The sequence below is a fragment of the Deltaproteobacteria bacterium genome, assembly GCA_020845895.1.
GTDB lineage: Bacteria > Lernaellota > Lernaellaia > JACKCT01 > JACKCT01 > JADLEX01.
The window spans coordinates 21,756-44,977 of the sequence record JADLEX010000085.1 but is presented as its reverse complement, the minus strand read 5'-3'; the positions used below and the strand labels follow the sequence as shown (position 1 = coordinate 44,977).

Genomic DNA, 23,222 nt, shown 5'->3' with positions numbered 1-23,222 from the left:
TCAGGATGACAGCTAAAAGGCACTCTATGACAGCGGGAGAGCACTTAGAATGACAGCCGGAGAGCGCTCAGGATGACAGAGCGCGAGCACTCGGAATGACCGGTGGTGCGGCACCGATCGGCTCTCGAAATAAAAATTCAATTGGCGCGGAACTGTTTCAACGTCGCAACACTCGTCGGCCTCCGCCGTTTCCCGGGCGTTTGGGCGATGTTGCTGGTATGATGGCGCGAATCCAACCACATGTGGACTTCGCGCGCGCTGGGACCGCAAGATCTTGCGGTTCCGGACCCCACAAATCAACCGTGCAGCGGCATCCGCATACCCGCCTGCGCGGCCGCCCCACTCCGCTTCGCGTTGCTTTGCCCCCGGCGGGCCGCTTTCCTCAGTTCTCGCTGGGCACCGGCGCGGAAAAATCCGGTCCCTCGCCGGGGCGGCGAGGTTCGCGTTTCGTCGCAGGGGCGGAAGCGGGGGCGAGGGTGGCGGTCGGAATCGCGTGAATCGCCACCGTGCGTTCCATGCGAAAGGGGTAGAATTCGGTCGGGTCGAGATGGGGGTTCCCGTAGACCGACACCTCGCCGCGAAACTCGGCATTCGCGTCGACGCGCGTGGCGATGCCCGATTCCAGCGAAATCACTGCCGAGCCGCCGCCCTGTCCCCTGATGCCGTTATTCCCGAAACGCAGATTCGACGATCCGAATTCGCCGCCAGGCGATTCGCCCGAGTATTCGGTCTTTATCTCCACGCGGGCTTGACCCGTCTGGATTGCACGCAGTTTCAGGCGGATCTTTGTCGTGACGGGGATGAGGTCGAAGAAAATCTCGCGGGTCACATCCCATTCGTCGCCAGCCCGCGCCTTTTTCGACGGAAGGATGCCGAACAGCGTGCCGAGCGTGTCGGCCAGCGCACGATCCGACACGATATTGGACAGTTCCTTCTCCAACTCGCCGTCGTCCGTACGATTCGCCAGATCCGGTTCGGCGCGCAGCGCCGTCAGCAACGCCCGCGAGCCTTCGACCATCTCCAGCCCCCCCGCCCCGTTCAAACGAACGGACAGCGGGAATTGCGCGAACGCGCGCGTGTAGCCGGAAGGCACCGTCGCGGAGTCGCCGGGAGGAGTGCGTACGGCGTACTCGACGACGCCGCCGGGCGATGCCTTGCGCATGGAGAGCGACGACAGTGTGAACACGAGATCCGCGGAGTGCCCCTTCGCCACGGTCGTGAATCGCCAGTCCCCGTCGATGTTGATGTTAACCGTTTCCATTCGCTCGGCATCCCGAAACCGCAGGTAGAGTTTCTGGACGATGGCGATGCCGACGCGATACGAATCGCCCGAAGACGGCCGGATGGTGGGTGCGAGACTCGGTTCGCAACCCGCCGTTGCGAGCAGCACCAGTAAAGCGAAGGCCGCCGCACGCACACGCGCTGTCATGGCGCACGCTCGAAGACGGCCGCAAAGAATCCTTCGGGCGATTCGGACGTCGGTTCGAAGAGATAGAATCCGTCGCGGGCGTGCGTTCGGCATGGACCCTCCAGAATCCGGGCGGCGTCGGCCAAACGGAAGCCCTCGTGACGCGCCTGCGCCCAGAACGCGTGCGCCACATCCCGCGTCTCGGCGGCGGTGAGCGTGCAGACGGCGTACACGAGCCGTCCCCCGGGTTTCACCGATTTCGAAACGGCGCGAAGGAGCGCGAGTTGAAGCACCGACATGCGTTCCGGGTCCTCCGGGGCAAGCCGCCAGCGCAACTCGGGGTGCCGCGCCGCCTGCCCCAGCGCGGTGCACGGGGCATCGACCAGGACGCGGTCGAACGACGCGTCCGCGAGTTCCCGTGTTTCGGCGACATCCAACGCGCGCACTTCGATATTCGCCAAACCCAGCCGCCGGGCGTTTTCGGCGATCAGTTCGGCTCGGCCCGCGTGGACGTCGGCGGCGACGACGCGGCCCTGCGGCCCGACCTGCTCGGCCAGTCGCGTCGCTTTGCCGCCCGGCGCGGCGCAGGCGTCGAGCACCAACTCGCCCGGCTTCGCGCCGACCAATTCCACCGCGATCTGACTCGCCTCGCCCTGCACGATGGCGTGTCCCTGCGCGAACGCACGCGAGGCGATCGCCGCATCGAGATGGGCAACCCTTACGCCGAGCGGCGCGAATGGCGCCGGGGTCGCGTCGATGCCCTCGTCGCGAAGCTGCGCGATCAGATCGCCCGGCGAGATCCCGCACGCCCGCAACATTCCCGGCGGTTCATGCGCCAGGGCGTGTGCGTACCGGGCGGCGGCTTCGTCGCCGAAGTCCTGCACCCATTGCCGCACGACCCAGTCGGGCAGCGACGCGCGCAGAGCCACCGACGCCACTCCGTTGCCGCCTGGCGGATCGACCGCTCCGGCGCCCTCCCGGCGGATCTGTTCGAGCACGGCCTTGCAGAATCCCCGGGCACGATCGGGAACGAGCAGCAGCGTTTCGGCGACGGCGGCGTGATCGGGCACCCGGTCCAGCGCGGTCATCTGAAATACGGCCATGCGCAGCGCGTCGAGCACCGCCGGCTCCAGCTTTTTCGTCGGAATGCGCGAGACGCGGTCGATCCGCCAGTCGAGCGTGCGCCGCGCGCGCAAAACGCCATTGACGAGCGCGATGGCGAGTCGGCGATCGGGGGACGACAGGGCGCGCCGCTCGAACATCGCACCGAGCACGAGATTGGCGTACGCATCCCGGCGACGCACTTCGGTGAGGGCGTCGAGCGCCGCGCGCCGCGCGGGCGAGGCCGCGGATCGGGCGGCTTCGTCCGCGATCATCGGCCGATCCGATCGCCGGGGGCAAGTCGGGCGCCGCTCACGAAGTCGCGCGCGTCCATCGCCTTCTTGCCTTCGAGTTGAAGTCGCCCGATTCGAAGAGCGCCTTCGCCGCATGCCACGACGATTCCGCCCGATCCGGCTTCGACCACCACGTGCGGCTCGCCGTCCACGCCCCGTTCGGGCGAGGCCGACAGGATCTTGAGCCGCTTTGGGCCGAGCGTGGTCTGCGCTCCCGGCCATGGAGTCACGCCACGGATAAGCCGATCGATCTCGACGCACGGGCGCGTCCAGTCGATCAGGCCGTCGTCCTTTTCCATCATCGGAGCGTAGTCGGCGAGGTCGTGGTCCTGGGGAATCCACGTCAGTTCGCCCGCCTCGATGCGATCGATCGCGTCGGTCATTGCGACGGCGGCGAGTTTCGCAAGCTTTTCGGTGAGCGTCGCGGCGGTGTCGTCGGGCGCGATGGGTACCTGCCGGACGAGCCCGACGGGACCCGTGTCCATGCCCTCGTCGAGCTTCATGATCGACACGCCGGTCACGGTTTCGCCGCGGATGATCGCCCAATTGATTGGCGCTGCGCCGCGGTACTTCGGCAGGATCGAGGCGTGCGCGTTGATGCACCCAAGAGGGGGCAGGTCGAGTACCCGCTTGCGAAGGATTTTTCCGTAGGCGACGACCACGATCAGGTCGGGACGCACGTCGCGCAATCGCTCGAAGGCCGCGTCGTCGATCTTTTCGGGTTGAAGAATCGGCAGGCCGAGCTGATCCGCGGCCTCGTGAACCGGGGTCGGAACGAGTCCGAGTCCCCGCCCCCGCGGGCGGTCGGGCTGGGAGACCACGAGCGTCGGCGCGCGGCCGGCGAGCACGAGGGCGCTCAGGACGGTCGCGGCGATCGAGGGGGTTCCCATGAAGACAATGCGCATGGCGGCATTATGCCCGCCGGGTCGCCCGAGCCACAAGCCGAACATTGCGGAGGCGGATGCCGGGCGTTTCTCAGCCCTGGGCGGCCTTGGACTCTTCCATGCGCTTCGCGAGTTCGCGTTTGTATTTGCGCAGGGAGAACTTGCGGCGCAGGGGCGAGAGGCGGTCGAACATCAGGATGCCGTCGAGATGGTCGTTTTCGTGCTGGATGGCGACGGCAAGCAGGCCTTCGGCCTCGAGTTCGAACGGCGCGCCGGTTTCATCCATCGCGGCGACGCGTACGCGCTCGGCGCGCAGGATGTCCTCGTTGACGCCGGGAATCGACAGGCACCCTTCTTCCCAGACGATCTCGCCCTTCTTCTCGACGATCTTCGGGTTGATGAAGGCACGCAGCTTCGGGCCGCCGGAAGGGTCCTGATCGCGCACGTCGATGACGAAGATGCGGCGCGTGACGCCGATCTGCGGAGCGGCCAAGCCAACGCCGGGCGCGGCGTACATCGTCTCCGCCATGTCGCGGACGAGGGCGCGGATGGACTCGTCGAAAACCTCGACGGGTTCGCACTTTTCTTTCAGAACCGGGTCAGGATGCCAAAGGATGGGTCTTAAGGCCATAGGTCGTCGTCTGCTCCCGTGTCTCCATGTCCTGCTCCCGCATGGGAAGCTCGATGCGGAACGTGGTTCCCTGGCCGACCTGGCTTCGACAGGTCAGGCGACCGTTGTGATCCTGTACGATACTGTAACTGATGGAAAGTCCCAATCCCGTCCCCTCGCCCACCTTTTTGGTCGTGAAAAACGGGTCGAAGATTTTGCCGAGGTTTTCCGGCGCGATCCCCCTGCCCGAGTCCTCGATCTCCACCACGACGTTTGGTCCCTCGACGAAGGTGCGGATCGAGATCTTTCCCTCGGTCTCGATCGCCTGGATCGCGTTGTGGAGGATGTTCATGAAAACCTGATTCATCTTGCCCGGGTTGCCGATCAGAACCGGAATCTCGCTGTATTCCTTTTTGATTTCGACCCGGTTCTTGTACTCGTGGCGCAGAATTTCGAGCGTGCTGTCGATGCCCTGGTGCAGGTCCATGTCGACGTTTTCGCCCGAATCCACGCGCGAGAATGTGCGCAGGTTCTGCACGATTTCCTTGATGCGCTGGGCGCCCGTCGCGACGTTCTTGACGATGCGCCCCAGGTCTTCCTGCACGTACTCGTAATCGATTTCCTGCTTGATCTTGCGGATGACGTCCTTCTGGTCCTCGGCGATGTCCATCGTCTCGATCTGTTCGACGAGCGTGAGCAGCGCCCGGATGTTCTCGTCGAGCAGCGGCATCGAGCCGTAGACGAAGTTGACCGGGTTGTTGATCTCGTGCGCGACGCCGGCGACGAGCACACCCAGCGACGCCATTTTTTCGGACTGGAAGAGGGCCGACTGGGCCGCTTTGAGCTCTTCGTATGCTTGCTGGAGCTGCTCGTTGGCGATGCGCAGTTCCTCGTTGGCGACGGCCAGCTCGCGCGAGCGAATCTCGACGCTGCGCTCGAGCTTGATGCGCTGCGTGACGTCGCGGGCCAGTTCGATGCCCGCGATGATGTTGCCCTTGTCGTCGCGGATCGGGCTGCCCGTCGCTTCCATGTAGAGCAGCTTGTCGTCGCGGGTGTAAACGCGGCGCAGCGAGTGCTCGACGTTACCCGTGTCCATCGACCGGCGCACGGGGCATCCGCCGCACACGTCGGTCTTGTGCTCGTAGACCTTGAAGCAGTGATCGCCGGTGTGGTCGCCGAAGATCTTCTTCACCGTGTCGTTGACGTAGATGATGCGGAATTCCTTGTCGACGATCGTGACGGGGTCGCCGATGCCGCGAAGGAACGCCTCGAAACGCCGCTTCTCCTCGGACAGTTCATCCTGGAGTTTTTCGCTGGGCTGGGTGCGCGCCGTGAGCTGCGAGCGTTCGTCGAGCGCCTTGCCGATGCGCACGATCTTGCTTTCGAGCTCCGCGAACCGCCCCCCGGGCGCGTTGCGCGGCGGCAGACGGATCTCGCCGCGCTCCACCGCATCCGCCGCGGCATCGAGGTCGCGAAGGGCGCGGACCTGCCGCTGTCCGATCAACCACGCGATGCCGCCGCCGCCCGCCGCGATCAGGGCCCACACGCCGAAGATGAGCGCATATTCGCGCGGCGTCGGGCCCGCCTCTCCGACCGTCGCCACCGACACCAGCGCGAACGCCGCGAGTACCGTGGCCGGCGCGGCGACCGCCATGGCGAGTCCAATGGCTCCACGTTCGCTGAGCCAGGCGACGATCCGGTTCAACATGGCGATGGGACGATCGCCGTCACTCGGCGACGATGATGCAGTTGCGGCCCTGTTCCTTGGCCTTGTACAGCGCCTCGTCGGCGATGGCGATCATCTGCTCCTTGTTCGAAATTTTCGGGTGCGGGTAGTAGGCGACGCCGATCGAAACCTGCGGCGTGACGAGCGCGCCGTCGGGGCTCGTCAGGTGCGACACCCGGATGTCGGAGTGCATGCGCTTCGCCATGTACATCGCGCGCTCGATTCCCGTGTGCGGCAGGATGACGATGAACTCGTCGCCGCCGTAGCGCGTGGGGTAGTCTGTTTCGCGGATATTGCGTCGGATCTTCTCCGTCACCCGTTTGATGACCAGATCCCCGAAGGGGTGGCCCCAAGTGTCGTTCACCGACTTGAAGTTATCCATATCGATCATGAGAATGGAAAGATTCAGATCATATCGCTTCGCGCGGCCGATTTCGCCTTCCAGGATCTGGAACAGGTGGCGTTTGTTGAAAAAGCCCGTCAGCGGGTCGGTGATCGAGAGGCGTTCCAGCTTCTTGTTCGCCGCTTCGAGCTTGACGTTCTTGAGCTTGATCTCTTCCTGCGCCTTGAGCAGATCCAGGTTCGACCGGGCGAGCTTGTCGCTCATCTCGATCGCGATTTCCTTCTGCTCCTTGTACTCCATCGCCAGTCGCTCGATTTCGTCCTTCTGGCGCTGGAGCTCGGCATTCATCGCCTCGAGCTCTTCGTTCTTGCGCAGCAGCTCCCGCGTCAGGCGCTTGTTCGACTCCTGAAGGTCGAAGCGCTTCAGTTCATAAGCGACCGCGGACTTCAGGTCGCCGGGGTCCCAGGGCTTGGTGATGTAGCGCTGCACCTGCCCCTTGTTGATCGCGTCCACCGCGACCTTCATGTCGGCGTAGCCGGTGATCAGAATCCGGATGATGTGCTCGTATTTTTCGCGCAGGACCTGAAGGATCTGCGTGCCCGAGATGCCCGGCATCCTCTGGTCGGTGATGACCATGTGGATGTCCTCGGTTTCGAGGAGCGCCAGGGCCTCGTCGCCGCTGTGCGCCTTGAAGATCCGATTCCCGCGGCGCAGCGTCGACGCCAGCAGGTCGAGGTTCTCCGGCTCGTCGTCCACAATGAGAATGTGGTGAACGACGCTTTCGCTTTCCGGCGAAAATTGCGTGGTCGGTTCCGCTGTCATGGACTCCCGAGCCCGGATCTGTGCCTATTAGCGCTTGATTTTACGCGATCTCTTGGATTTTTTCCAGATGAGCCCCGACGCGGGTCTTCAGCGCAGCCGGGCGAAGTTCTGGACCACGTATACATGCCCTCCGTCCGGGTCGATCGCGATCCCAACGCCGATCCTGTCCACCTGTCCATCCAGAATGTTGCGCCGATGCGACGGGGACCGCATCAGGTCGTCGTGAACGACGTCGACGTTCTGATTGACCGCGATGTTCTCGGAAATCTTCACGAAGTCGATGCCCACCGCCTTCGCGCGGTCGACCAAATCGCCCGAGTCGGGCGAGACGTGGACGACCCGGCGGTTTCGCAACATCTCCTCGGCGTAACGCTGGGCGACGGTATTGAGAATGGAGTCCTCGCCGACCGGCAACAGGTCCTCTCGGTCGCGTTCGTCGTTCACCAGTTCGATCATCCGCGCGCGCATGCCTTCCGGCGTCACAAGAGGTTCCGCGAGCGGCGTCGGTCGCGGACGGGCCGAAACGGTCGCGGCCGACTCCAGACCGGCCACGACCTCGAAGAGCGCGGCCACCTCGGGTCCGTTCTGCGTGGTGGTCATGATCTCGACGTGATATCGCCCGTTGTCGCGCAGGCGGATCATCCGCGAAAACCTGCCTTCGAAGTTGAACGTCAGGTCCATGGTCTGCGTCTCGACGGGACCCTGCACCCAGAGTGTCACCGGTTCGGATCCGTTCAGGAGTTGTCCCTGGACAAACAGGTCCTCCCCGACCTTCATCCGGCGTTTGACGGGCTCGATCCGCACACTCTTGCGCACCAGCAACACACCGACCATGTACCCCGGCGGCCACCACGTGCGCACCGCGCCCACGCCGTAGTGCGTGTGGTGCTTTTCCCGCAGTTCCTCGTCGATCAGTTCTTCGAGCTGGGCGGCCGCGCGGCCGAGGGTGAGTTCGTTGAAAACGTAAGAGCGAAACGCATTGTCCACGCTGCCCATCTCGCGCATTTTTTCACTGATGCGCTCGGTCGTCAGTTCGTCGATCCGATCGACGCCGTTCGCGACGACTTCGTGCGCGAGGTTGCGGGAGACCGCGCACAGCACGTTTTCGCGGTCCGGCGCTCCGGCGCGGCGTTCGCCGAGCCGTTCGATCGTTTCGCCAAGTTTCCTTTCCGCGGCCGTGATCGCGAATCCGATCGGCTCGTCGCCGAAATCCTGTGCGGGCAATACCGGGCCGGGCGAGGGAGAGCAACCGGCGGCGACGGCGAGCGCCACACACGCGAGGGCCGTTCGCCGCCACCGGCGGAACCGAGGACGTTGTTCGGCTCCGGGTTCCATCGTAACCTCATGCCACACGCACGCCCGGCGTGTAAATGACGCGGGGACGGCGGCCCTTGTGATGGCCGTCATGGACGAATCTCTCGCGGTGCACGAGAAGCGGGACCGCCGAACCGAAAAATGGGCGGCGGGCGAGGCCAGATGACCGGACAGAGCGTGAAATCGACGGAACCGGGAATGGACGCGCGCAAACCCCTCACGGGACTGACCCGGGAGGATTTGCGCGAGGAGATGCGCCGGATCGGCCAGAGCGCTTACCGCGCCGACCAGATCTTCCAATGGATTTACGCGCGCGGCGCGGACTCGTTTGACGCCATGACGAATATCCGGAAGGACCTGCGCGCCGAGCTCGCCGGTCTGTACCGGATCGACGCGGGCGGCGTCGAAAATGTGAGCACCGCGGCGGACGGGACCCAGAAGTTCCTGCTTCGTTTGCCCGACGGCGCGAAGGTCGAATCGGTGCTGATCCCCGAGCCGGGGCGCCTGACGATCTGCGTGAGCACGCAGGTGGGTTGCAGCCTGAACTGTCGATTCTGCCGGACGGGCACGATGCGTCTCGAGCGACAGCTCGCGGCATGGGAAATCGTCGAGCAGATCCGGGCCGCGCGGCGCGAGGTTGCGGACCGCGACATCACCAACGTCGTGTTCATGGGGATGGGCGAGCCTCTGCTCAATTACGACGCGACCGTGGCTGCGGCGCGTATCTTGACCGACGACCTCGGAATGAACTTCTCGAACCGGCGCGTGACGATCTCGACGGCGGGTATCGTCCCGGCGATCCGGCAACTCGGACAGGACACTGACGTATCGCTCGCGATCTCGCTGCACGCCACGGACGACGACACGCGCTCCCGCCTCATGCCGATCAACAAGAAGCACCCGATCGGGGAGTTGCTCGCCGCGTGCCGCGACTACCCGCTCAGCAACCGCCGGCGCATCACCTATGAATACACGCTGCTCGACGGAGTGAACGATCGCGACGAGGACGCGCGCCGCCTGATTCGCCTGATGGCGCCGCTCAAGGCGCACGTGAATCTGATCTGCTTCAACCCGTGGCCGGGCAGCCCATACGCGGCGACGCCCGAGCCGCGCGTGCGCGCATTCCAGCGGATTTTGCTGAACGCGCGCATCAACTGCGTCGTTCGCCGCAGCCGGGGGCAGGACATTCTCGCCGCGTGCGGTCAGCTTCGCAGCCTCGACGCCGCCTCACCGCCCGCGTGATGCGACCGGTCAGCCGAGCGAGATCGAAGGGTTCTGAATCGGCGTGAGGAACGCGTCGGCGTCCTTCGTGAAATGCCCTTCGGCATCGTGCAGCGCGAGATCGGGAAGCACGTCGGGGAAGCCGCGCGCCTGATCCTCGCGGGCGACTTTTTGGCCCTCGACGAGGATGAATCTCGGCTCCTGGCCCGGCTTGGTGACGACTCGCCGGAGCCGCCCGGGCGCGATCCGATTGGCGTGGAATTGGGCGATCACCTCGTCTTCCCGCGCGTGCAGATGAATCAGGAAAAACCGGCCGCCCTCGCGCGCCAGCCACGCCGCCGCGCGCACGGCGTCGGCCAGTGTCATCGTGAGTTCGTGGCGGCTGGCGGCCTTGGCTTCGTCGGGGCTGTGATGCCCGCTGTCCGCGGGATAATAGGGGGGGTTTGCGCAAACGACGTCGAAGGACCCGGCCGGAAACAGGTCGTCGATACGGCGCGCATCGCCGGACACGACCGACGCGCGGTGATTGAGCCCATTGGCGCGGATCGACCGCGCGGCCATGTCTGCGATCTCCTCCTGGTGCTCGATGCCCACGACCTTTCGCGCGCCGCGTCCCGCGAGGAGCAGCGGGATCACGCCGCTGCCGCATCCGATGTCCGCGATCCGGTCGTCGGCCTCGAACGCGGTGAAAGCGGCGAGCAGCAGCGCGTCGATCGAGTATCGGAAACCGGACTTTTTCTGAATGATCCGCAAAGGACCGCGCATCAGATCCTGAAGGCGCTCGTCCGGGCGCACCACGACCTCGGCGAGCGGACGGCCGAGCACGCGCTCGACGATTTCGAACGGCATCTCGCCCCGGCGGATGAGTTTCGGCGGTTCGACGGACAGGTCCACGACGGTGCTGCCCAGCGAATCGAGCACTCCCGCGTCGAAGAACGTCAGGTCTTCGACGTCGCCGAAGTACTCTCGCATCATGGATGTGTTGGTCGCCGCGAGTTTGCCGTGGGGATTGGCGCTCGTCGCCACGAGCAGCGCACCCTCGCAAAGGCGCCCGAGCCGGGTGAGCGCGGGCAAATCGGGAACGCGGATGCCGATGTACGGCCCGTCGCCCGTGGCCGCGCCGATGAGGTGCGGCATCGCCGAACCGATCAGCGTAATCGGCCCCGGCCAGAGGTGGTCTGCGACGACGTTGAGACGGGGCGGATGCGGAAAGTACGCGGCGAGCGCGGTGGGAACATCCGGCGCCAGGCACGGCATCGCCTTGTAGTCGTCATGCTGCTTGATCTGCTTGATTCGCTCCACCGCGGCGGGCCGGTCGAGCCGGCAGATCATGCCGTAGAGCGTATCGGTCGGAAACACGATGACGCCGCCGTCATTGAGGATGTCGGCGGCGGTCCGGAGCGCCGACGCGTCCGGACGTTCGCGATCGATGGCGATTCGCCTCACGGTCCTCCCATTTCACAAAGTCGGCAAGCGCCGAAACAATCAGATCGACTTCAGTTTCTTCTGGAGCGCGGCGTTTTTCTTCGCGACACCTTCGCGTTGGCCGGCTTTGTGCGCCGCGACGGCCCGCGCCAGTTCCGCGTCTCCAACCGCCAGAATCTGCGCAGCCAAAACGGCTGCATTCGTCGCGCCGTAGTCGCCGATCGCCACGGTCGCCACCGGCACGCCCGGCGGCATCTGCACCGTGGCGAGCAGCGCGTCCAGCCCGCCCAGCGGCGTCGCCGCGATCGGCACGCCGATCACGGGCAGCGACGTGTGGGCCGCGACCGCTCCCGCCAAGTGCGCCGCGCCGCCCGCCGCCGCGATGAAGACACCCACGTTGCGCTTCGCCGCGCCCTTGACGAACCGGGCCGTGTCGTCGGGGCTGCGATGCGCCGAGAGCACGCGCACTTCGACGGCGATCCCGAACGCGCGAAGCTGTTCGACGCATTTTTGCATCACGCCGAAATCCGAATCGGACCCCATGAGAACGGCGACGGTTTTCATCATTCCCCCGTAAGCCTTCGAATGGCCCGCGCGCCGATGTCGCGCCGGAAGTGCGCGCCTTCGAACCGGATGCGGTCGGCCGCGGCGTAGGCGTTTTCGATCGCCCGCGCGATATCGTCTCCGAGCGCCGTGACGCCGAGTACCCGGCCGCCGCTGGTGACGACACGCCCCTCGCGCAGATCGGTTCCCGCGTGAAAGACCACGGTGTCGGGACCGAAGTCCTCATCGTGGCCCGTGATCGTTTTTCCCTTCTTGTAAGCGCCGGGATAGCCGCCCGCCGTCATGACCACGCACACCGCCGGCCGGGGGTCCCACTCGATGGCGTGCCCCGCCAACGTGCCGTTCACGCACGCCTTCATCAGCGGGACCAGATCGCTTTTCATGCGCGCGAGCAGCGGCTGTGTTTCGGGGTCGCCGAGTCGCGCGTTGTACTCCAGCACCTTCGCGCGGCCGTCCTTGATCATGAGCCCGGCGTAGAGCACGCCGCGATAGGGCGTGCCATCCTCGGCCAGCGCGCGCACGGTGGGTTCCAGAATGTCGCGCACCACGTGGGCAAACACCGCGTCGTCCACCACCGGCGCCGGGGAGTACGCCCCCATGCCGCCCGTGTTCGGTCCCCGGTCGCCGTCGTTCACGCGTTTGTGATCCTGACTCGTGGCGAGCGGCAGGATGGTTTTTCCGTCGGTGAGTGCCAGAAAACTCGCCTCTTCACCGTCCAGAAACTCTTCGACGAGCACGCGCCGGCCCGCATCGCCGAACTTGCGCTGCACGAGGATTTCGCGAAGCCCGGCCTCGACATCCGCATGCGTTTCGCAGATGAGCACGCCCGTGCCCGCGGCGAGCCCGTCGGCCTTGAGCACCACCGGCGAGCCGAGCCGCCCGGCGAAGTCGAGGGCCAGATCGTAGTCGGCGAAGCTTCTTGCCCGCGCCGTGGGCACGTTCGCACGTTCGAGCAGCGACTTGGTGAAGGCCTTGCTGCCCTCGATGCGCGCGGCCGCCGCGGTGGGTCCGAACGCGGGGATGTCGCGGTCGGACAACTCGTCGACCAGCCCCGCCACGAGCGGCGCTTCGGGGCCGACGACCACGAGATCGAGCTCCTCGTATTCGGCGAAGGCGACGAGCTTGCGCACGTCATCGGCGTCGATGGCCACATTCTGGGCGATTTTCGCCGTGCCGGCGTTTCCCGGCACGCAGAAGAGCTGCGTGACCTCGGGAGACTGAAGGATCTTCCAGCACAGGGCGTGCTCGCGCCCGCCCGAACCAACGACAAGGATTTTCATGATGCGACCCGCTCCACACCTGCGGCGATTCGGAAGGGTTACATCATAAACGACCGTGACGCGGCGTGTCGAGGGCGAAGGCGCTCACCGGGCGGTGAAAACGGATCGGGCGGTGCGCCGGCGATCAAGGTTGCTTCGCGCCGGTCTCAGAGCGGCGCCTGGGAGCACCCCGATTCACAGGTCTGCATGACGTCCATGCAAAGGAATCCCTTGTCGAGGTCGCAGTCTTCCAGCGGCTCCAGGCACGTGACGAACGCCGAATCGCATTCGGCCATGCACTGCCAGTAGACTGCCTGCTCCGCCAGTTCCGGGTAGATTTCGGAGCAATCCACGGCGCCGTCGAACAGGTCCACGAAACAGCCGATCAGGCAGTGGAAATCGTCGCAGAACTCCTCGCGTTCGTCACAGCCGACCTTGCATTCGTCGAACGGCGGCTTCAGGGCGTCGAGACACTCCTCGGCACCGGGACCCGTTCCGAACGTGTCGTCGTCAGCCGAATCGTCATCGGCGCCCGCGTCGTCGTCGCCGTCATCGTCCGCGTCGACGTCGTCATCGTCGGGCGCGTCGTCATCCGCCGTATCGTCGTCGCAATCGCAGTTTTCCTCGCTGCACGACGCGAAGATGAGCAGTCCGGAGCAGACCAGGAGCAACGTCGCCAAGGATGCGATTTTCATGAAAGCACTCCCAAACAGGAATATTCGTCATTCGCCTGACATGGCGTCCGAAAGAAATCATCGGCGGTCCGCACCAAAAGCATGAGTCGTTTTCCGCACCTCGGAACACCGCCGAACCTGCCCGCGTTCTTGACGCGGCTCGTCCGCCGCACCTACCATCGACCCGTGACCTTCCATCGGGCTTCGCCGTGATCGACTTGTCCGTTGTGATTCCCATTCACAACGAGCGGGCCAACCTCCCCCGACTCTTGGCCGGGCTGCGGGAGGAGTGCGCCCGTTGGGACTTCGCGTACGAAGTGGTCGCCGTGGACGACGGCAGCTCCGACGAGTCGCCGCAAATCCTGACCGACGCCGTCCCGGGCTTCCCCGCGTTGCGGATCGTGCGACGAGCGCACAACGGCGGCATGGGCGCGGCCCTGATGGACGGCACCCGCGAGGCGCGCGGCGAGCGGTGCGTTTGGATGATGGCGGATCTGTCGGACCGGCTTGCCGATATTCCCGTGATCTACCGCAAATTGATCGAGGGCTACGACCTCGTCATCGCCTCGCGGGCAATGCCGGGCGGCAGCTATGGGAAACTGGGGCAGGTCAAGGCGCGGCTGTCGAACGCCTATTCGTGGGTCACGCGGCGGATCTTCGATATCCCCGCACGCGACATCACCAACGCGTTTCGCGGCATGGTTCGAACGCTGCCGCTCGCCGCGGGGCTGACCAGCCGCGATTTCGCAATTTCGCCGGAACTCGCCATCAAGGCTCGGCGAATCGGGGCACGCATTACGGAAATCCCGACCGTTTACAGCTATCGTCACCATGGAGACAGCCACTTCAAGATCTTCCGCATGGGCTGGAAGTACGCTCGGCTGTACGTTTTGATGCTGGCCCGGTCGCGCGGCCGGATCGGGGAGTCGTGATGCGAGTGCTCCTGCTCGCCCCCCCTTGGGGCGAGGTCTATGGCCGGTTCCGATCGCTCACGCGGTCGCTCAACCTGAATCCGCCGCTCAATCTCGCGTGGCTGACCGCCTGCGCGAACGCGCACGGCCACGAGGTTCTGATCCAGGACCTTGAATTCATGCCGCGCGGCGATGCGCCGATCCGAACGCTCTTCCACGAATTTCGTCCCGATGTCGTCGGTCTGACCGTGACCTCGCCGCTCGTGCCTGTGATCGCGCGTCTCGCGCACCTCGCCCGGGAGGCGAAAGTCCGCGTGATTGTCGGCGGCCCCCACGCAACGCTCGTGCGCCATCAGTGTTTCGACGACGTTCCCGACGCCGACGATGTGATGATCGGCGAGGGCGAGGAGAACTTCGTAGAATATCTGAACCGACTTCGCGACGGACGGGATCTTCTCGGAATCCCCGGGTTGCTCGTGCGCGGTGAAACAGACGGCGGCGAATCGGACCCTCCGATCGTCAAGGATCTGGAATCGATCCCCGATCCCGTCTATCCCGGCATCAACTTTCGCAACTATCTGTGGAGTGTGAAGGGCCGGGCCAAGGTGCCGACGCAGACGATCATGAGCAGCCGCGGTTGCCCGTATCAGTGCGTGTTCTGCTCGATCGAGTTTCTCACGGGGCGCAGCGTGCGTTTCCGCAGCGCCGAGCGCGTCGCGGAAGAAATGACCCGCTCCATCCGCGAGCGGCCCGTACGTCACTTCGTTTTCGTTGACGACGTGATGACGCTCAACAAGCGACGCGTGCACACGCTGTGCGACCAGTTGATCGCCTCGCGCCTGCCCGAGACGGCTTCGTGGGAGGCCGACACCCGCGCCGACGCGGTGGACGAAGAGCTGCTCGCGCACATGGCCGCCGCGGGATGCCGGCGCATCAACTTCGGCATCGAGAGCGGCGACGTGGATGTGCTCAAGGGCCTCAACAAGCGCCTCGAACTGCCGCGCGTCGTCGAGGCCCTGAGCCTCGCGAAAAAGGCCGGGATGGACACGCGCGGCACGGCGATGATCGGCAACCCCGGCGACACGCGCGACACGATCGACCGCACGATCACGTTCCTGCGCGATTTGCCGAACCTCGACCAGCCCTACCTGTCGATCGCCCAGCCGTATCCGGGCACACGACTGCGCGACATCGCCCTGTCGGGGTCGAGCAACCTTCGCGTGGAACGCGACGCGCTCGCCGAGATGCGACGCTACGGCTCGTCGGTGATGTTCGTCGGCGACATCAGCCCGCGCGAGATGGAATCGTTGCAGCGCAAGTCGATCTTCCGCATGTACCTGCGCCCCCGGCGCATCTGGTACAACCTCACGCGCACCTCGCTGCTCGACGGATTTCGCCTGGCCCTCGGCCTGCTCGCGGGCGTGCTGATCCCGGAAAAAAAGGAACCCGCTCCGGCGCTCGCGCGGACCTGCTGAACCGCCCGCTCCGTCGTTGTCGCCGCGCGGCATTCCCCCTAACATCGCGATCATGATCCCGAAAGTGCGCGCATGGGCGTGAAAGGCGCCGAGTCCGCATCGGGCGGAAAGCCGATGTCGCGCTTCGACCGCGCGCTGGCGTCGGGTACGCTCGTCGCCATCGCGGCAGCGCCGTTCGCGCCCGACTGGCCGCGTCTGATCACCGAGCGACCCCTCCCGCTGTTTCCGATCGTTTGTGCGGCATCCATCGGGCTCGCGTCCGGACTCCTGGTGCCGGCGACTCGGCGAAAATGGTGGGCCTGGCTCGCCGCGACCCCGTATCTGTTGCTGGCGACAATTTGCATTCTGCCGCTCTTCGTCTTCGTCGCCGAAGCCAGCGGCTGGGTGTTCGCCGCCCTCGTGTGGCCGGTCGGCGCGCTGATTCTCTCGCTCTGTGGGCGACCTCGCGCGGCGGGTTTGTGGCATCTCGCGTGGGTCGCCGCCGCAACGTGGGCGGTTGCGAGCCGATCCTTCGGCTCAGGCGCCGCAATGGTTGTGGCGGGAGCGATCTACGGCGCGTTCATAGTGCATTTGTCTCTCCGGCCACGCGTTCTCGCCGTCGTCGGCGGGTGTTGGTGGGGATTCCACGCGTTCACGGCGCTCGTGTTCTCCGCCGCGTACCTTTTTCATCAGGGGGTCGATCCCGGCGCGGCGAGCGGCGTCGCGGCGCAACCCGGGGTGCGGGTGCTCGTGGCGTTCTCCGATTCCGACCGAATCGCCCGGGCCATTGGCGACGACGTCATGATGGCGATTCCCGTCGACGGCGGCGCGATCCTCGGCCCGCACGATCCTGAGAAGAGCCTGCGCCGCCTTCGGAAGGGTGCGTCGGGAAGGCCGGAGATCGAGTCGATCCTCCTCGGCGAGCGTACGGGCGACAACGCGGTCCCGAATCCCACACGACCCGGTCACTGGTTCCTCGGTGCGCCGGGGCGCGTGATCGAAATCCGCGAGGACCCGTTCGATCTCGTGCGTTCCATCGACGTCCCGGGGGGCCTCGTCAATTTCGTACGCGACGCTGGTACGGGGGGTCTCGTTCTCAGTCGCGACAATGGCCGATCGGTCGCGCGGGTCGGGCTCGACGAGGGTGACGTTCGCGAATCGACACGCCTCGGCCCGCTTCGACGCATCTTCGACGTGGCGTATGACGGGCCGACGGGCCGGTTTCTGGCGGTGTGCGTGGACCCGTCCGGGACGGCGCTGCTGGTCGGCTCCGCCGAAACGATGACCGTTTCGCGCGAGGTCCGCGTGCCCGGCACGTTCGGATTCCTTGGCGATATCGACCTCGATGGCCGACGGTTTTTCCTCGCGTCTTTTCATACGGGCGAGGTCGTCGCGGTCGATCTCGACACGCTCGAGATCCGCGATCGCCTCTTCGTCGGCGGCACGCCGCGCAACGCGACCTTCGACGCGGCGAGGCGGCTTCTCTACGTCTCCGATCATTTCGGCGGCCAAATCGTCGTCTTGCGACCCGAAAAACGTGAGATCGTCGCGCGAGTCGCCACCGGTCCGCGCCCCCGGCAAACGACGCTTTCCGCGGACGGGCAATCCCTCGCCCTGCGCAGCGCAACCGGCGTGATCGCGATCCAAGTCGACGACGCCCTCTCGAACGCCGTACCGATCCCGGCCGCGAACCGCTCCGTTGCCGCGCGAATCCTCAGCGCCGTTCAGGTCGCTTCCATCCGGATTCTGATGCCGACATTCGTGGCGCTGCGTTCGCTCGGCGAGTGACGCTCCGGCCTGCCGGTCCGTCGAATTTGAACGACTTTGTGCACATACCCCAGTATTTCCGTGAGATTACGGTTGCGCCCGGACGGAGCCTGTGTTAGTCGTTTCGCCGGGATTGTGAGTGACTACGTCCCGACCGTGTTATTCGTCCATCGGCCGCCTGAAGCCGACGGGGGTCCAGATCATGCGTCATCGTCTCGTTGTTGTCCTTCTCGCCCTGGTTGCGGGCTTCACGCTTCTTTCCATTTCGCCCGCGTCGGCGCAGCTTTCGGAACCGACCCGAACGGTCTTCGTGATCGGCAATATCAACGGCGGCTTCGGCACGTTCCCGCTGCGTGCGTTCAACATCACCGACGACACGCTCCACCTCGCGCACTCGTGGTTCCCGGTGGACCGCGACGGCGGCCCCGTGGGCCTCGGCGTGGACCCGATCAACGAGCGCATGTTCGTATCTTACGAATTCAGCAACGTGCTCGACGTCTTCGACGCCACCGACGCCACGCCGCTCGGCCAGATCGTGCTCGCGGGCACGAGCGACCTGTGCGGCCTCTCCGTGCACGAGGGCAACGGCATTCTCTACACGGTGGACCGCATGGTGAACACCATCTACGAATTCGACACCGATACCTTCGCGCCGATCACCCAGTGGACGCTGCCCACGGGCGCGGGACCTTTCGATCTGGAAGTCGTCGAGGACGTCGACGGACAGGACCTGCTCTTCGTCACCGACGCGACGAACACCATCCGCTGGTACGACCTCGACACGCACCTGGAAGTCGGCAATGCCTACCAGTCCGTCACCGCCGCAGTCGGACTGGGCGTGTACATCAACGAAAACGACTACCCGGTTCTCTTCACCGGATCGGTCAACCAGCACGGCCTGCCGAGCACGCCGTCTCTGGTCAAGGTGGATACGGAGTCGGGGCAGACCTCGACGGTGAACCTCGGCGGCGGCAACGTGCGCGGCATCGCGGTCAACCAGCTCGACGGGCTCGTGTATGCCGCCGTGGGTTCGGCCTTCATCGGCGGCGGCACGCTGCGCGTTTACGACGTGGAAACCCTGACGGAGCTCACGCGCGCCGAAAATATCGGCGCGTCCCCGACGGACTGCAAATCCACGTGGCTGGCCTTCGGCAGTTCGATTCAGAAGACCTCGACGACGCACCCCGACGGCGACATCGACACCGGCGAAGAGGTGACCTTCGAGATTTACGTCGAAAACCGTAACAGTCGGCCGCTGCACATCATTCCGTTCTCCGACGAATACGACCCCACGCAGCTCACGTTCGTGTCGGCCAGCATCACGCCCGACAACGTGGACGACGTGAATGGCGTCATCACGTGGAACGACCTGGTGCCGGCGATCGGCCACGACCTCGCCTTCGAGGAGTCGTACACGTTCACGATCACCTTCGAGGCCGCCCCCGACGCGTGCGAGAACTGGGTGGACGGCACCAACACGGTGGTCATGACCGGCGCCGAGGACGACACGGGCGATCCGGTGGACGACGGCTCGGGCTCGATGGCCTATCGCATCTGGTGCACGTGCGTCGTCGATGAAGACTGCGAGGACGACGTCTGGTGCAACGGCAACGAGCAGTGCATCGATCGCGAGTGCGTGTCGAGCGGAAACCCCTGCCCTGTCGACAATGGCCTGTTCTGCGACGGCGAAGAGACGCTGGTGTGCATCGAAGAGACGCAGGAGTGCGGCCACACCGGTAACCCCTGCCCCGACGACGCCAACCTGTGCAACGGCGAAGAGGTCTGCGACGAAGACGCCGACCAGTGCACGCAGACGGGCGACCCGTGCTCCGACGACGGACTGTTCTGCAACGGCGGCGAATTCTGCGACCCGACGAAGGTCGATTGCCAGCACTCCGGCAATCCCTGCGATGAAGACGAAACCTGCGACGAGCCGACGGACGAGTGCATCCCGCCGGGTGACGACACGCCGCTCGACGATCCGACGCCCGCCGGCGAAAAGGAAGACGAAGCCGGCTGGCCCGAGGGTCAGGTGACCGGCGGTTGTTGCGGATGCGGAGATAACGGGACGGATTGATCGGGCACGGGCGACCGATCGGCGCGCGCCGTCGCGATTCACGCCGCGGGCTATGCGCCCGCGGCTGATCCGCGTCACTTCCCCACCGACGATTTCCGTCTATGGTTGCGCGAGACGTATTTCGCGTGTGCGTGCGCGCGTCGCGCGGTTGAGGGAATCTGTCAACATGAAACCGAACGCGGCGATCGCAATTGCGATTCTGATTTGCGTCCTCGCCTGTCCGCGTGCCCATTCCAACGAAAGTGCGAAGGAATCCATCATGACGGTATACGATTTTTCCGCGAAGCGCCTCGACGGAACGGATCAGTCCCTCGCGGACTTCAAAGGCCAGGTCCTGCTGATCGTCAACACCGCGAGCGAGTGCGGGTTCACGCCGCAATACGAGGGTCTGCAAACACTCCACGACGAATTGCAAGCGCGCGGATTCGCGGTGCTGGGTTTTCCCTGCAACCAGTTCGGCGGGCAGGAGCCGGGCAGCGACGAGCAGATCGCGTCGTTCTGCAAACTCAACTACGGCGTGACCTTTCCGATGTTTTCAAAAATCGAGGTCAACGGCGACGGCACGCACCCGCTCTACGTCTATCTCAAGAATTCGCAAAAAGGCGTTCTGGGCTCCGAGGGCATCAAGTGGAATTTCACGAAATTCCTGATCGGCAAGGACGGCAAGACCGTCAAGCGCTATGCGCCGAATGCCAAGCCCGAAGAGATCAAAGCCGACATCGAGAAACTGCTCGGCGCGAATTAAGCGGGCGACTCGTCACGAGTTCCGACCGCGTGCGTGCCGAGGCCGCCCAGCGTGGGTTCGCAGCGAACGTCGGTGAAGCCCTCTTCGCGGAGCAGGAGGCCGAGTTCGTCCGCCGTCAACGCATTCCGCCGCGAAACGACGACTCGCCAGACGAACATCGATGCCGCGAAGCGCACCGTTGAGATGGGACGCGCGAGGGCGCGTCGCGCGTGACCCGGCGCGACTCTTCCCGCCCTCCAAATCGAGCCCGCGGCGTCCGGATCCATCAGAACGAGCCGACCGCCGGGGACGAGCACGCGCCGCACCTCGCGCAGCACCGCGCGCCGATCGGTCGTCAGATAAAGAAAGCTGTGACCGAACGCGACATCGAACGAGGCATCCGCGAACGGCATGGCCGCGGCGTCGCCCTGAACGAATTCGATCCGGCGCAGGTGCGGGTAACGCTTCTGATGACGCCGCCGCGCGATCGCGACCATTTTTTCGGAAAAATCGAGCCCGGTGATGCGCTCGTTCTCGCCGAGGCGGCGGGCGAGCGCGAACGCCGAGATCCCGGGTCCCGCGCCCAGATCCAGCACGCGCGGCGCGTCGGGGAGGTCCGGCACGAGATCCGCCATCCGGGCGATCTGGTCGCCCCAGAAAACCTGATTCGTCAGGACGTCATATCCCCGCGCGACGATGCCCGCGCCCCAGAATCGCTTCATGTCGAATCGCCCGCGATCACGATCGCCGCCTCACGGATAGATCTTCTCCCCTCTCGCCATCATGGCGACGAATTCGCGGATCTTGCGCTCGCGCGTTTCCATCTTCTTCGCCATCAACACGCGCCGGATCACGGCGTAGCGGTTCACGGCGTTCAGCGTATCGAAAAACCTGGCGGCCTTGTGGTTTTTCGCCAGCGCCGCGCGCAGATCGTCGGGCGCTTCCAGATTCCGCAGCGGCGCATACGCGGCCTCCCAGCGGCCATCGGCCTTCGCACGTTCGACTTCGCGCAGGCCGGGCTCGCGCATGCGCCCCGCCTCGATCAGCGCGGCGACCTTCTCACGGTTGATCTGCGACCAGATACTCTTCGCCCGGCGCGGCGTGAATCGCTGGACGAACGTCGTTTCGTCGAAGGCCTTCCGAATTCCGTCGATCCATCCCCACGAGAGCGCCTCGTCGAGGGCTTCGGCGTACGTGATCGATGCGACGCCCGACGCCTTCTTGGCGATCCGCAGCCACACGCCGTCGCACGAGACATGATGAACGGCGATCCATCTTGCGAAACTCGCCGCATCGGCAAACGCAATGACGGCTTCTTGGCGACCGCCGTTGCCCGGCGCGGCGAGCGTCAACGATTTCGGAGGGTTCTTCATGCGTTCTCTCCGATTTTCGTGGCGTCAACCGCGTCAAGGAACCGGCGGCAACCGCCCTCCACGTCGCCGCCGCGACGCAGGTCGCCGCCGATCAACAGGATCGAGTCGGGACCGTAGAACCGGACGAGTTCGCCGACGCGATCGAGGGTCATGCCGCCCGCCGGAACCGGGAAGCACGTGCTCACGCCCTCGCGCGGCGCGCGGCACGCGGCGGCGATGTCCGCGCAATCGAGCGGTGTGAACGGAAATCTTCCGCCGTGATTGGGGAAGATCACGGCATCGGCGGCGAACAGGCGCGGCAGCGTCGCGTAGGTCATGGCGTGGCTCATGCCGCCGTCGTCGCTCGACGTGAACGCGCCGAGCATCGCCGGATGGCACAGGATCGGCAGCGCGATTTCGTCGGCCATGGCGAGCGCGTGGAGCGCCGCGAATCCCGCGAGGCCGGGGGCGATCATCACCGCGCCCGCGCCCTCTTCCCGCGCGATGGCAGCCCGCTCCAGCACCGTCGCGACGTCGCCCGTCACGTTCGCCGCATACAGACAGGGGCGGCCCCGACGCTCGGCTGCGTTCATCACGGCATCGGCGACCGCGCGCACGCGCTCCTGGAACCGGCAAAACGGCTGATCGGTCAGGCCGTGATCGTCCTTGATGAGATCAACGCCGCCGCGCACCATCGCCGCCGCGAGCTCGGCCAACTCGCGGGCGCTCATTCCCATCGGCTTGAGCGCCGAGGCGACGAGAGGGCGGTCGGCAATGCCGACGAGCCCGCGAATCCCCGGAACTCCGAACCGCGGCCCGGGGCTCACGTTGCGCAGCGACGTGGGCACATCCAGATCGACGAGCCTCACCCCGCGCTGGATGCTGGTGTTTCCGAACGCGACGTTGAGCAGTTGCGTCACCTCGCCCGCCACGACTTCGACGGCGTAGGCGATGTGCGCCGCGAATCGATCCTCGGCGAGCGGCGTCAGATCGACGAGCCGACCGATGATCTCGCGGCGGATGTCGTCCCGTTCAATCAGGTCCTCGGGAAACTCGACCGTCTGCTCCACGCAAATGGCGTCCGCGATCCGCGATGCGCGATCATGATCGCCGCGGATCTCATACGTCGCGACCCATTCTTCGCCCGACGGGCACAGGCTGCGCATCTTCCGGCCTCGGTCCACGCCCCCAACGAAAACGCGAGCCACGCATCGGCATGTCTCGCGAGCGATTGTCGGAGGGTGAGCGCGTGTCTGCGGTTGCGGTTTCACCGCGTTCGGCGTTTGCGGCATC

At 65.4% G+C, this 23,222-nt stretch carries 20 protein-coding genes; 6 read left to right on the top strand and 14 right to left on the bottom strand.

Features of this window, described 5'->3' with window-relative positions; translation table 11 throughout:
• Positions 1–382 precede the first annotated feature (382 nt).
• From IT350_11395 to IT350_11365, 7 genes are all read right to left on the bottom strand, one after another.
• Positions 383–1,429 carry a hypothetical protein gene (locus IT350_11395; protein MCC6158646.1) on the bottom strand — a complete coding sequence of 349 codons (1,047 nt, stop codon included), beginning with the start codon at positions 1,427–1,429 and terminating at the stop codon, positions 383–385.
• Positions 1,426–2,784 (bottom strand): 16S rRNA (cytosine(967)-C(5))-methyltransferase RsmB, encoded by a 1,359-nt coding sequence (rsmB, locus tag IT350_11390; GenBank protein MCC6158645.1) that lies wholly within the window; start codon positions 2,782–2,784, stop codon positions 1,426–1,428. The genes IT350_11395 and rsmB overlap by 4 nt, the downstream gene beginning before the upstream one ends.
• The gene (locus IT350_11385) at positions 2,781–3,707 is read right to left on the bottom strand and encodes a methionyl-tRNA formyltransferase (GenBank protein MCC6158644.1); all 927 of its coding nucleotides are present in this window, start codon (positions 3,705–3,707) and stop codon (positions 2,781–2,783) included. Before IT350_11385 ends, rsmB begins: the two co-directional genes overlap by 4 nt.
• A 70-nt stretch (positions 3,708–3,777) precedes the next feature.
• On the bottom strand, positions 3,778–4,317 hold the full coding sequence (gene def / locus IT350_11380) for a peptide deformylase (protein MCC6158643.1): 540 nt from the start codon (positions 4,315–4,317) through the stop codon (positions 3,778–3,780).
• Complete coding sequence (locus IT350_11375; GenBank protein ID MCC6158642.1) at positions 4,286–6,004, bottom strand: PAS domain-containing protein; 1,719 nt, start codon at positions 6,002–6,004, stop codon at positions 4,286–4,288. Before IT350_11375 ends, def begins: the two co-directional genes overlap by 32 nt.
• Before the next feature lie 19 nt (positions 6,005–6,023).
• On the bottom strand, positions 6,024–7,187 hold the full coding sequence (locus tag IT350_11370) for a diguanylate cyclase (GenBank protein ID MCC6158641.1): 1,164 nt from the start codon (positions 7,185–7,187) through the stop codon (positions 6,024–6,026).
• 87 nt (positions 7,188–7,274) lie between these two features.
• Positions 7,275–8,522, bottom strand: coding sequence for a CAP domain-containing protein (locus IT350_11365; protein MCC6158640.1), 1,248 nt, complete (start codon positions 8,520–8,522; stop codon positions 7,275–7,277).
• A 177-nt stretch (positions 8,523–8,699) separates the two neighbouring features.
• Between IT350_11365 and rlmN the strand changes: the two genes are divergently transcribed.
• A complete protein-coding gene (gene rlmN, locus IT350_11360) occupies positions 8,700–9,743 on the top strand; it encodes a 23S rRNA (adenine(2503)-C(2))-methyltransferase RlmN (GenBank protein MCC6158639.1) in 1,044 nt (347 codons plus the stop codon).
• Positions 9,744–9,752: 9 nt separating this feature from the next.
• Here the strand turns inward: rlmN and IT350_11355 are convergent, their stop codons facing one another.
• The 4 genes from IT350_11355 to IT350_11340 form a co-directional block, all read right to left on the bottom strand.
• A complete protein-coding gene (locus IT350_11355; protein ID MCC6158638.1) occupies positions 9,753–11,168 on the bottom strand; it encodes a Sua5/YciO/YrdC/YwlC family protein in 1,416 nt (471 codons plus the stop codon).
• A gap of 39 nt (positions 11,169–11,207) precedes the next feature.
• Entirely contained in the window at positions 11,208–11,714 is a 507-nt protein-coding gene (purE, locus tag IT350_11350; protein MCC6158637.1) for a 5-(carboxyamino)imidazole ribonucleotide mutase, read from the bottom strand.
• On the bottom strand, positions 11,711–12,991 hold the full coding sequence (gene purD / locus IT350_11345; protein ID MCC6158636.1) for a phosphoribosylamine--glycine ligase: 1,281 nt from the start codon (positions 12,989–12,991) through the stop codon (positions 11,711–11,713). Before purD ends, purE begins: the two co-directional genes overlap by 4 nt.
• A gap of 146 nt (positions 12,992–13,137) precedes the next feature.
• Positions 13,138–13,665 carry a hypothetical protein gene (locus tag IT350_11340; GenBank protein MCC6158635.1) on the bottom strand — a complete coding sequence of 176 codons (528 nt, stop codon included), beginning with the start codon at positions 13,663–13,665 and terminating at the stop codon, positions 13,138–13,140.
• 188 nt (positions 13,666–13,853) lie between these two features.
• On the opposite strand from IT350_11340, the gene IT350_11335 reads away from it, so the two are divergent.
• From IT350_11335 to IT350_11315, 5 genes are all read left to right on the top strand, one after another.
• Positions 13,854–14,576, top strand: a complete 723-nt coding sequence (locus IT350_11335) for a glycosyltransferase family 2 protein (GenBank protein ID MCC6158634.1) — start codon at positions 13,854–13,856, stop codon at positions 14,574–14,576.
• Complete coding sequence (locus IT350_11330; GenBank protein MCC6158633.1) at positions 14,576–16,030, top strand: B12-binding domain-containing radical SAM protein; 1,455 nt, start codon at positions 14,576–14,578, stop codon at positions 16,028–16,030. Before IT350_11335 ends, IT350_11330 begins: the two co-directional genes overlap by 1 nt.
• A 72-nt stretch (positions 16,031–16,102) precedes the next feature.
• The gene (locus tag IT350_11325) at positions 16,103–17,797 is read left to right on the top strand and encodes a hypothetical protein (GenBank protein MCC6158632.1); all 1,695 of its coding nucleotides are present in this window, start codon (positions 16,103–16,105) and stop codon (positions 17,795–17,797) included.
• 181 nt (positions 17,798–17,978) lie between these two features.
• Positions 17,979–19,853, top strand: coding sequence for a hypothetical protein (locus IT350_11320; protein ID MCC6158631.1), 1,875 nt, complete (start codon positions 17,979–17,981; stop codon positions 19,851–19,853).
• Positions 19,854–20,112: 259 nt separating this feature from the next.
• Positions 20,113–20,598 carry a glutathione peroxidase gene (locus IT350_11315; protein ID MCC6158630.1) on the top strand — a complete coding sequence of 162 codons (486 nt, stop codon included), beginning with the start codon at positions 20,113–20,115 and terminating at the stop codon, positions 20,596–20,598.
• On the opposite strand, the gene IT350_11310 is transcribed toward IT350_11315, so the two are convergent.
• The 3 genes from IT350_11310 to IT350_11300 are packed head-to-tail and all read right to left on the bottom strand — an operon-like array spanning position 20,595 to position 23,095.
• Positions 20,595–21,299, bottom strand: coding sequence for a methyltransferase domain-containing protein (locus tag IT350_11310; GenBank protein ID MCC6158629.1), 705 nt, complete (start codon positions 21,297–21,299; stop codon positions 20,595–20,597). The two genes, IT350_11315 and IT350_11310, sit on opposite strands and share 4 nt — an antisense overlap.
• A 30-nt stretch (positions 21,300–21,329) precedes the next feature.
• Complete coding sequence (locus tag IT350_11305; GenBank protein MCC6158628.1) at positions 21,330–21,950, bottom strand: YdeI/OmpD-associated family protein; 621 nt, start codon at positions 21,948–21,950, stop codon at positions 21,330–21,332.
• On the bottom strand, positions 21,947–23,095 hold the full coding sequence (locus IT350_11300) for a ribulose 1,5-bisphosphate carboxylase large subunit (protein MCC6158627.1): 1,149 nt from the start codon (positions 23,093–23,095) through the stop codon (positions 21,947–21,949). The genes IT350_11305 and IT350_11300 overlap by 4 nt, the downstream gene beginning before the upstream one ends.
• Positions 23,096–23,222 lie beyond the last annotated feature (127 nt).

Excerpts from the sequence above, each read along its gene's own strand:
- IT350_11395 (MCC6158646.1), bottom strand. The coding sequence starts at position 1,429 with ATGACAGCGCGTGTGCGTGCGGCGGCCTTCGCTTTACTGGTGCTGCTC.
- rsmB (MCC6158645.1), bottom strand. The coding sequence starts at position 2,784 with ATGATCGCGGACGAAGCCGCCCGATCCGCGGCCTCGCCCGCGCGGCGC.
- IT350_11385 (MCC6158644.1), bottom strand. The coding sequence starts at position 3,707 with ATGCGCATTGTCTTCATGGGAACCCCCTCGATCGCCGCGACCGTCCTG.
- def (MCC6158643.1), bottom strand. The coding sequence starts at position 4,317 with ATGGCCTTAAGACCCATCCTTTGGCATCCTGACCCGGTTCTGAAAGAA.
- IT350_11375 (MCC6158642.1), bottom strand. The coding sequence starts at position 6,004 with ATGTTGAACCGGATCGTCGCCTGGCTCAGCGAACGTGGAGCCATTGGA.
- IT350_11370 (MCC6158641.1), bottom strand. The coding sequence starts at position 7,187 with ATGACAGCGGAACCGACCACGCAATTTTCGCCGGAAAGCGAAAGCGTC.
- IT350_11365 (MCC6158640.1), bottom strand. The coding sequence starts at position 8,522 with ATGGAACCCGGAGCCGAACAACGTCCTCGGTTCCGCCGGTGGCGGCGA.
- rlmN (MCC6158639.1), top strand. The coding sequence starts at position 8,700 with ATGGACGCGCGCAAACCCCTCACGGGACTGACCCGGGAGGATTTGCGC.
- purE (MCC6158637.1), bottom strand. The coding sequence starts at position 11,714 with ATGATGAAAACCGTCGCCGTTCTCATGGGGTCCGATTCGGATTTCGGC.
- purD (MCC6158636.1), bottom strand. The coding sequence starts at position 12,991 with ATGAAAATCCTTGTCGTTGGTTCGGGCGGGCGCGAGCACGCCCTGTGC.
- IT350_11340 (MCC6158635.1), bottom strand. The coding sequence starts at position 13,665 with ATGAAAATCGCATCCTTGGCGACGTTGCTCCTGGTCTGCTCCGGACTG.
- IT350_11330 (MCC6158633.1), top strand. The coding sequence starts at position 14,576 with ATGCGAGTGCTCCTGCTCGCCCCCCCTTGGGGCGAGGTCTATGGCCGG.
- IT350_11325 (MCC6158632.1), top strand. The coding sequence starts at position 16,103 with ATGGGCGTGAAAGGCGCCGAGTCCGCATCGGGCGGAAAGCCGATGTCG.
- IT350_11320 (MCC6158631.1), top strand. The coding sequence starts at position 17,979 with ATGCGTCATCGTCTCGTTGTTGTCCTTCTCGCCCTGGTTGCGGGCTTC.
- IT350_11315 (MCC6158630.1), top strand. The coding sequence starts at position 20,113 with ATGACGGTATACGATTTTTCCGCGAAGCGCCTCGACGGAACGGATCAG.
- IT350_11310 (MCC6158629.1), bottom strand. The coding sequence starts at position 21,299 with ATGAAGCGATTCTGGGGCGCGGGCATCGTCGCGCGGGGATATGACGTC.
- IT350_11305 (MCC6158628.1), bottom strand. The coding sequence starts at position 21,950 with ATGAAGAACCCTCCGAAATCGTTGACGCTCGCCGCGCCGGGCAACGGC.
- IT350_11300 (MCC6158627.1), bottom strand. The coding sequence starts at position 23,095 with ATGCGCAGCCTGTGCCCGTCGGGCGAAGAATGGGTCGCGACGTATGAG.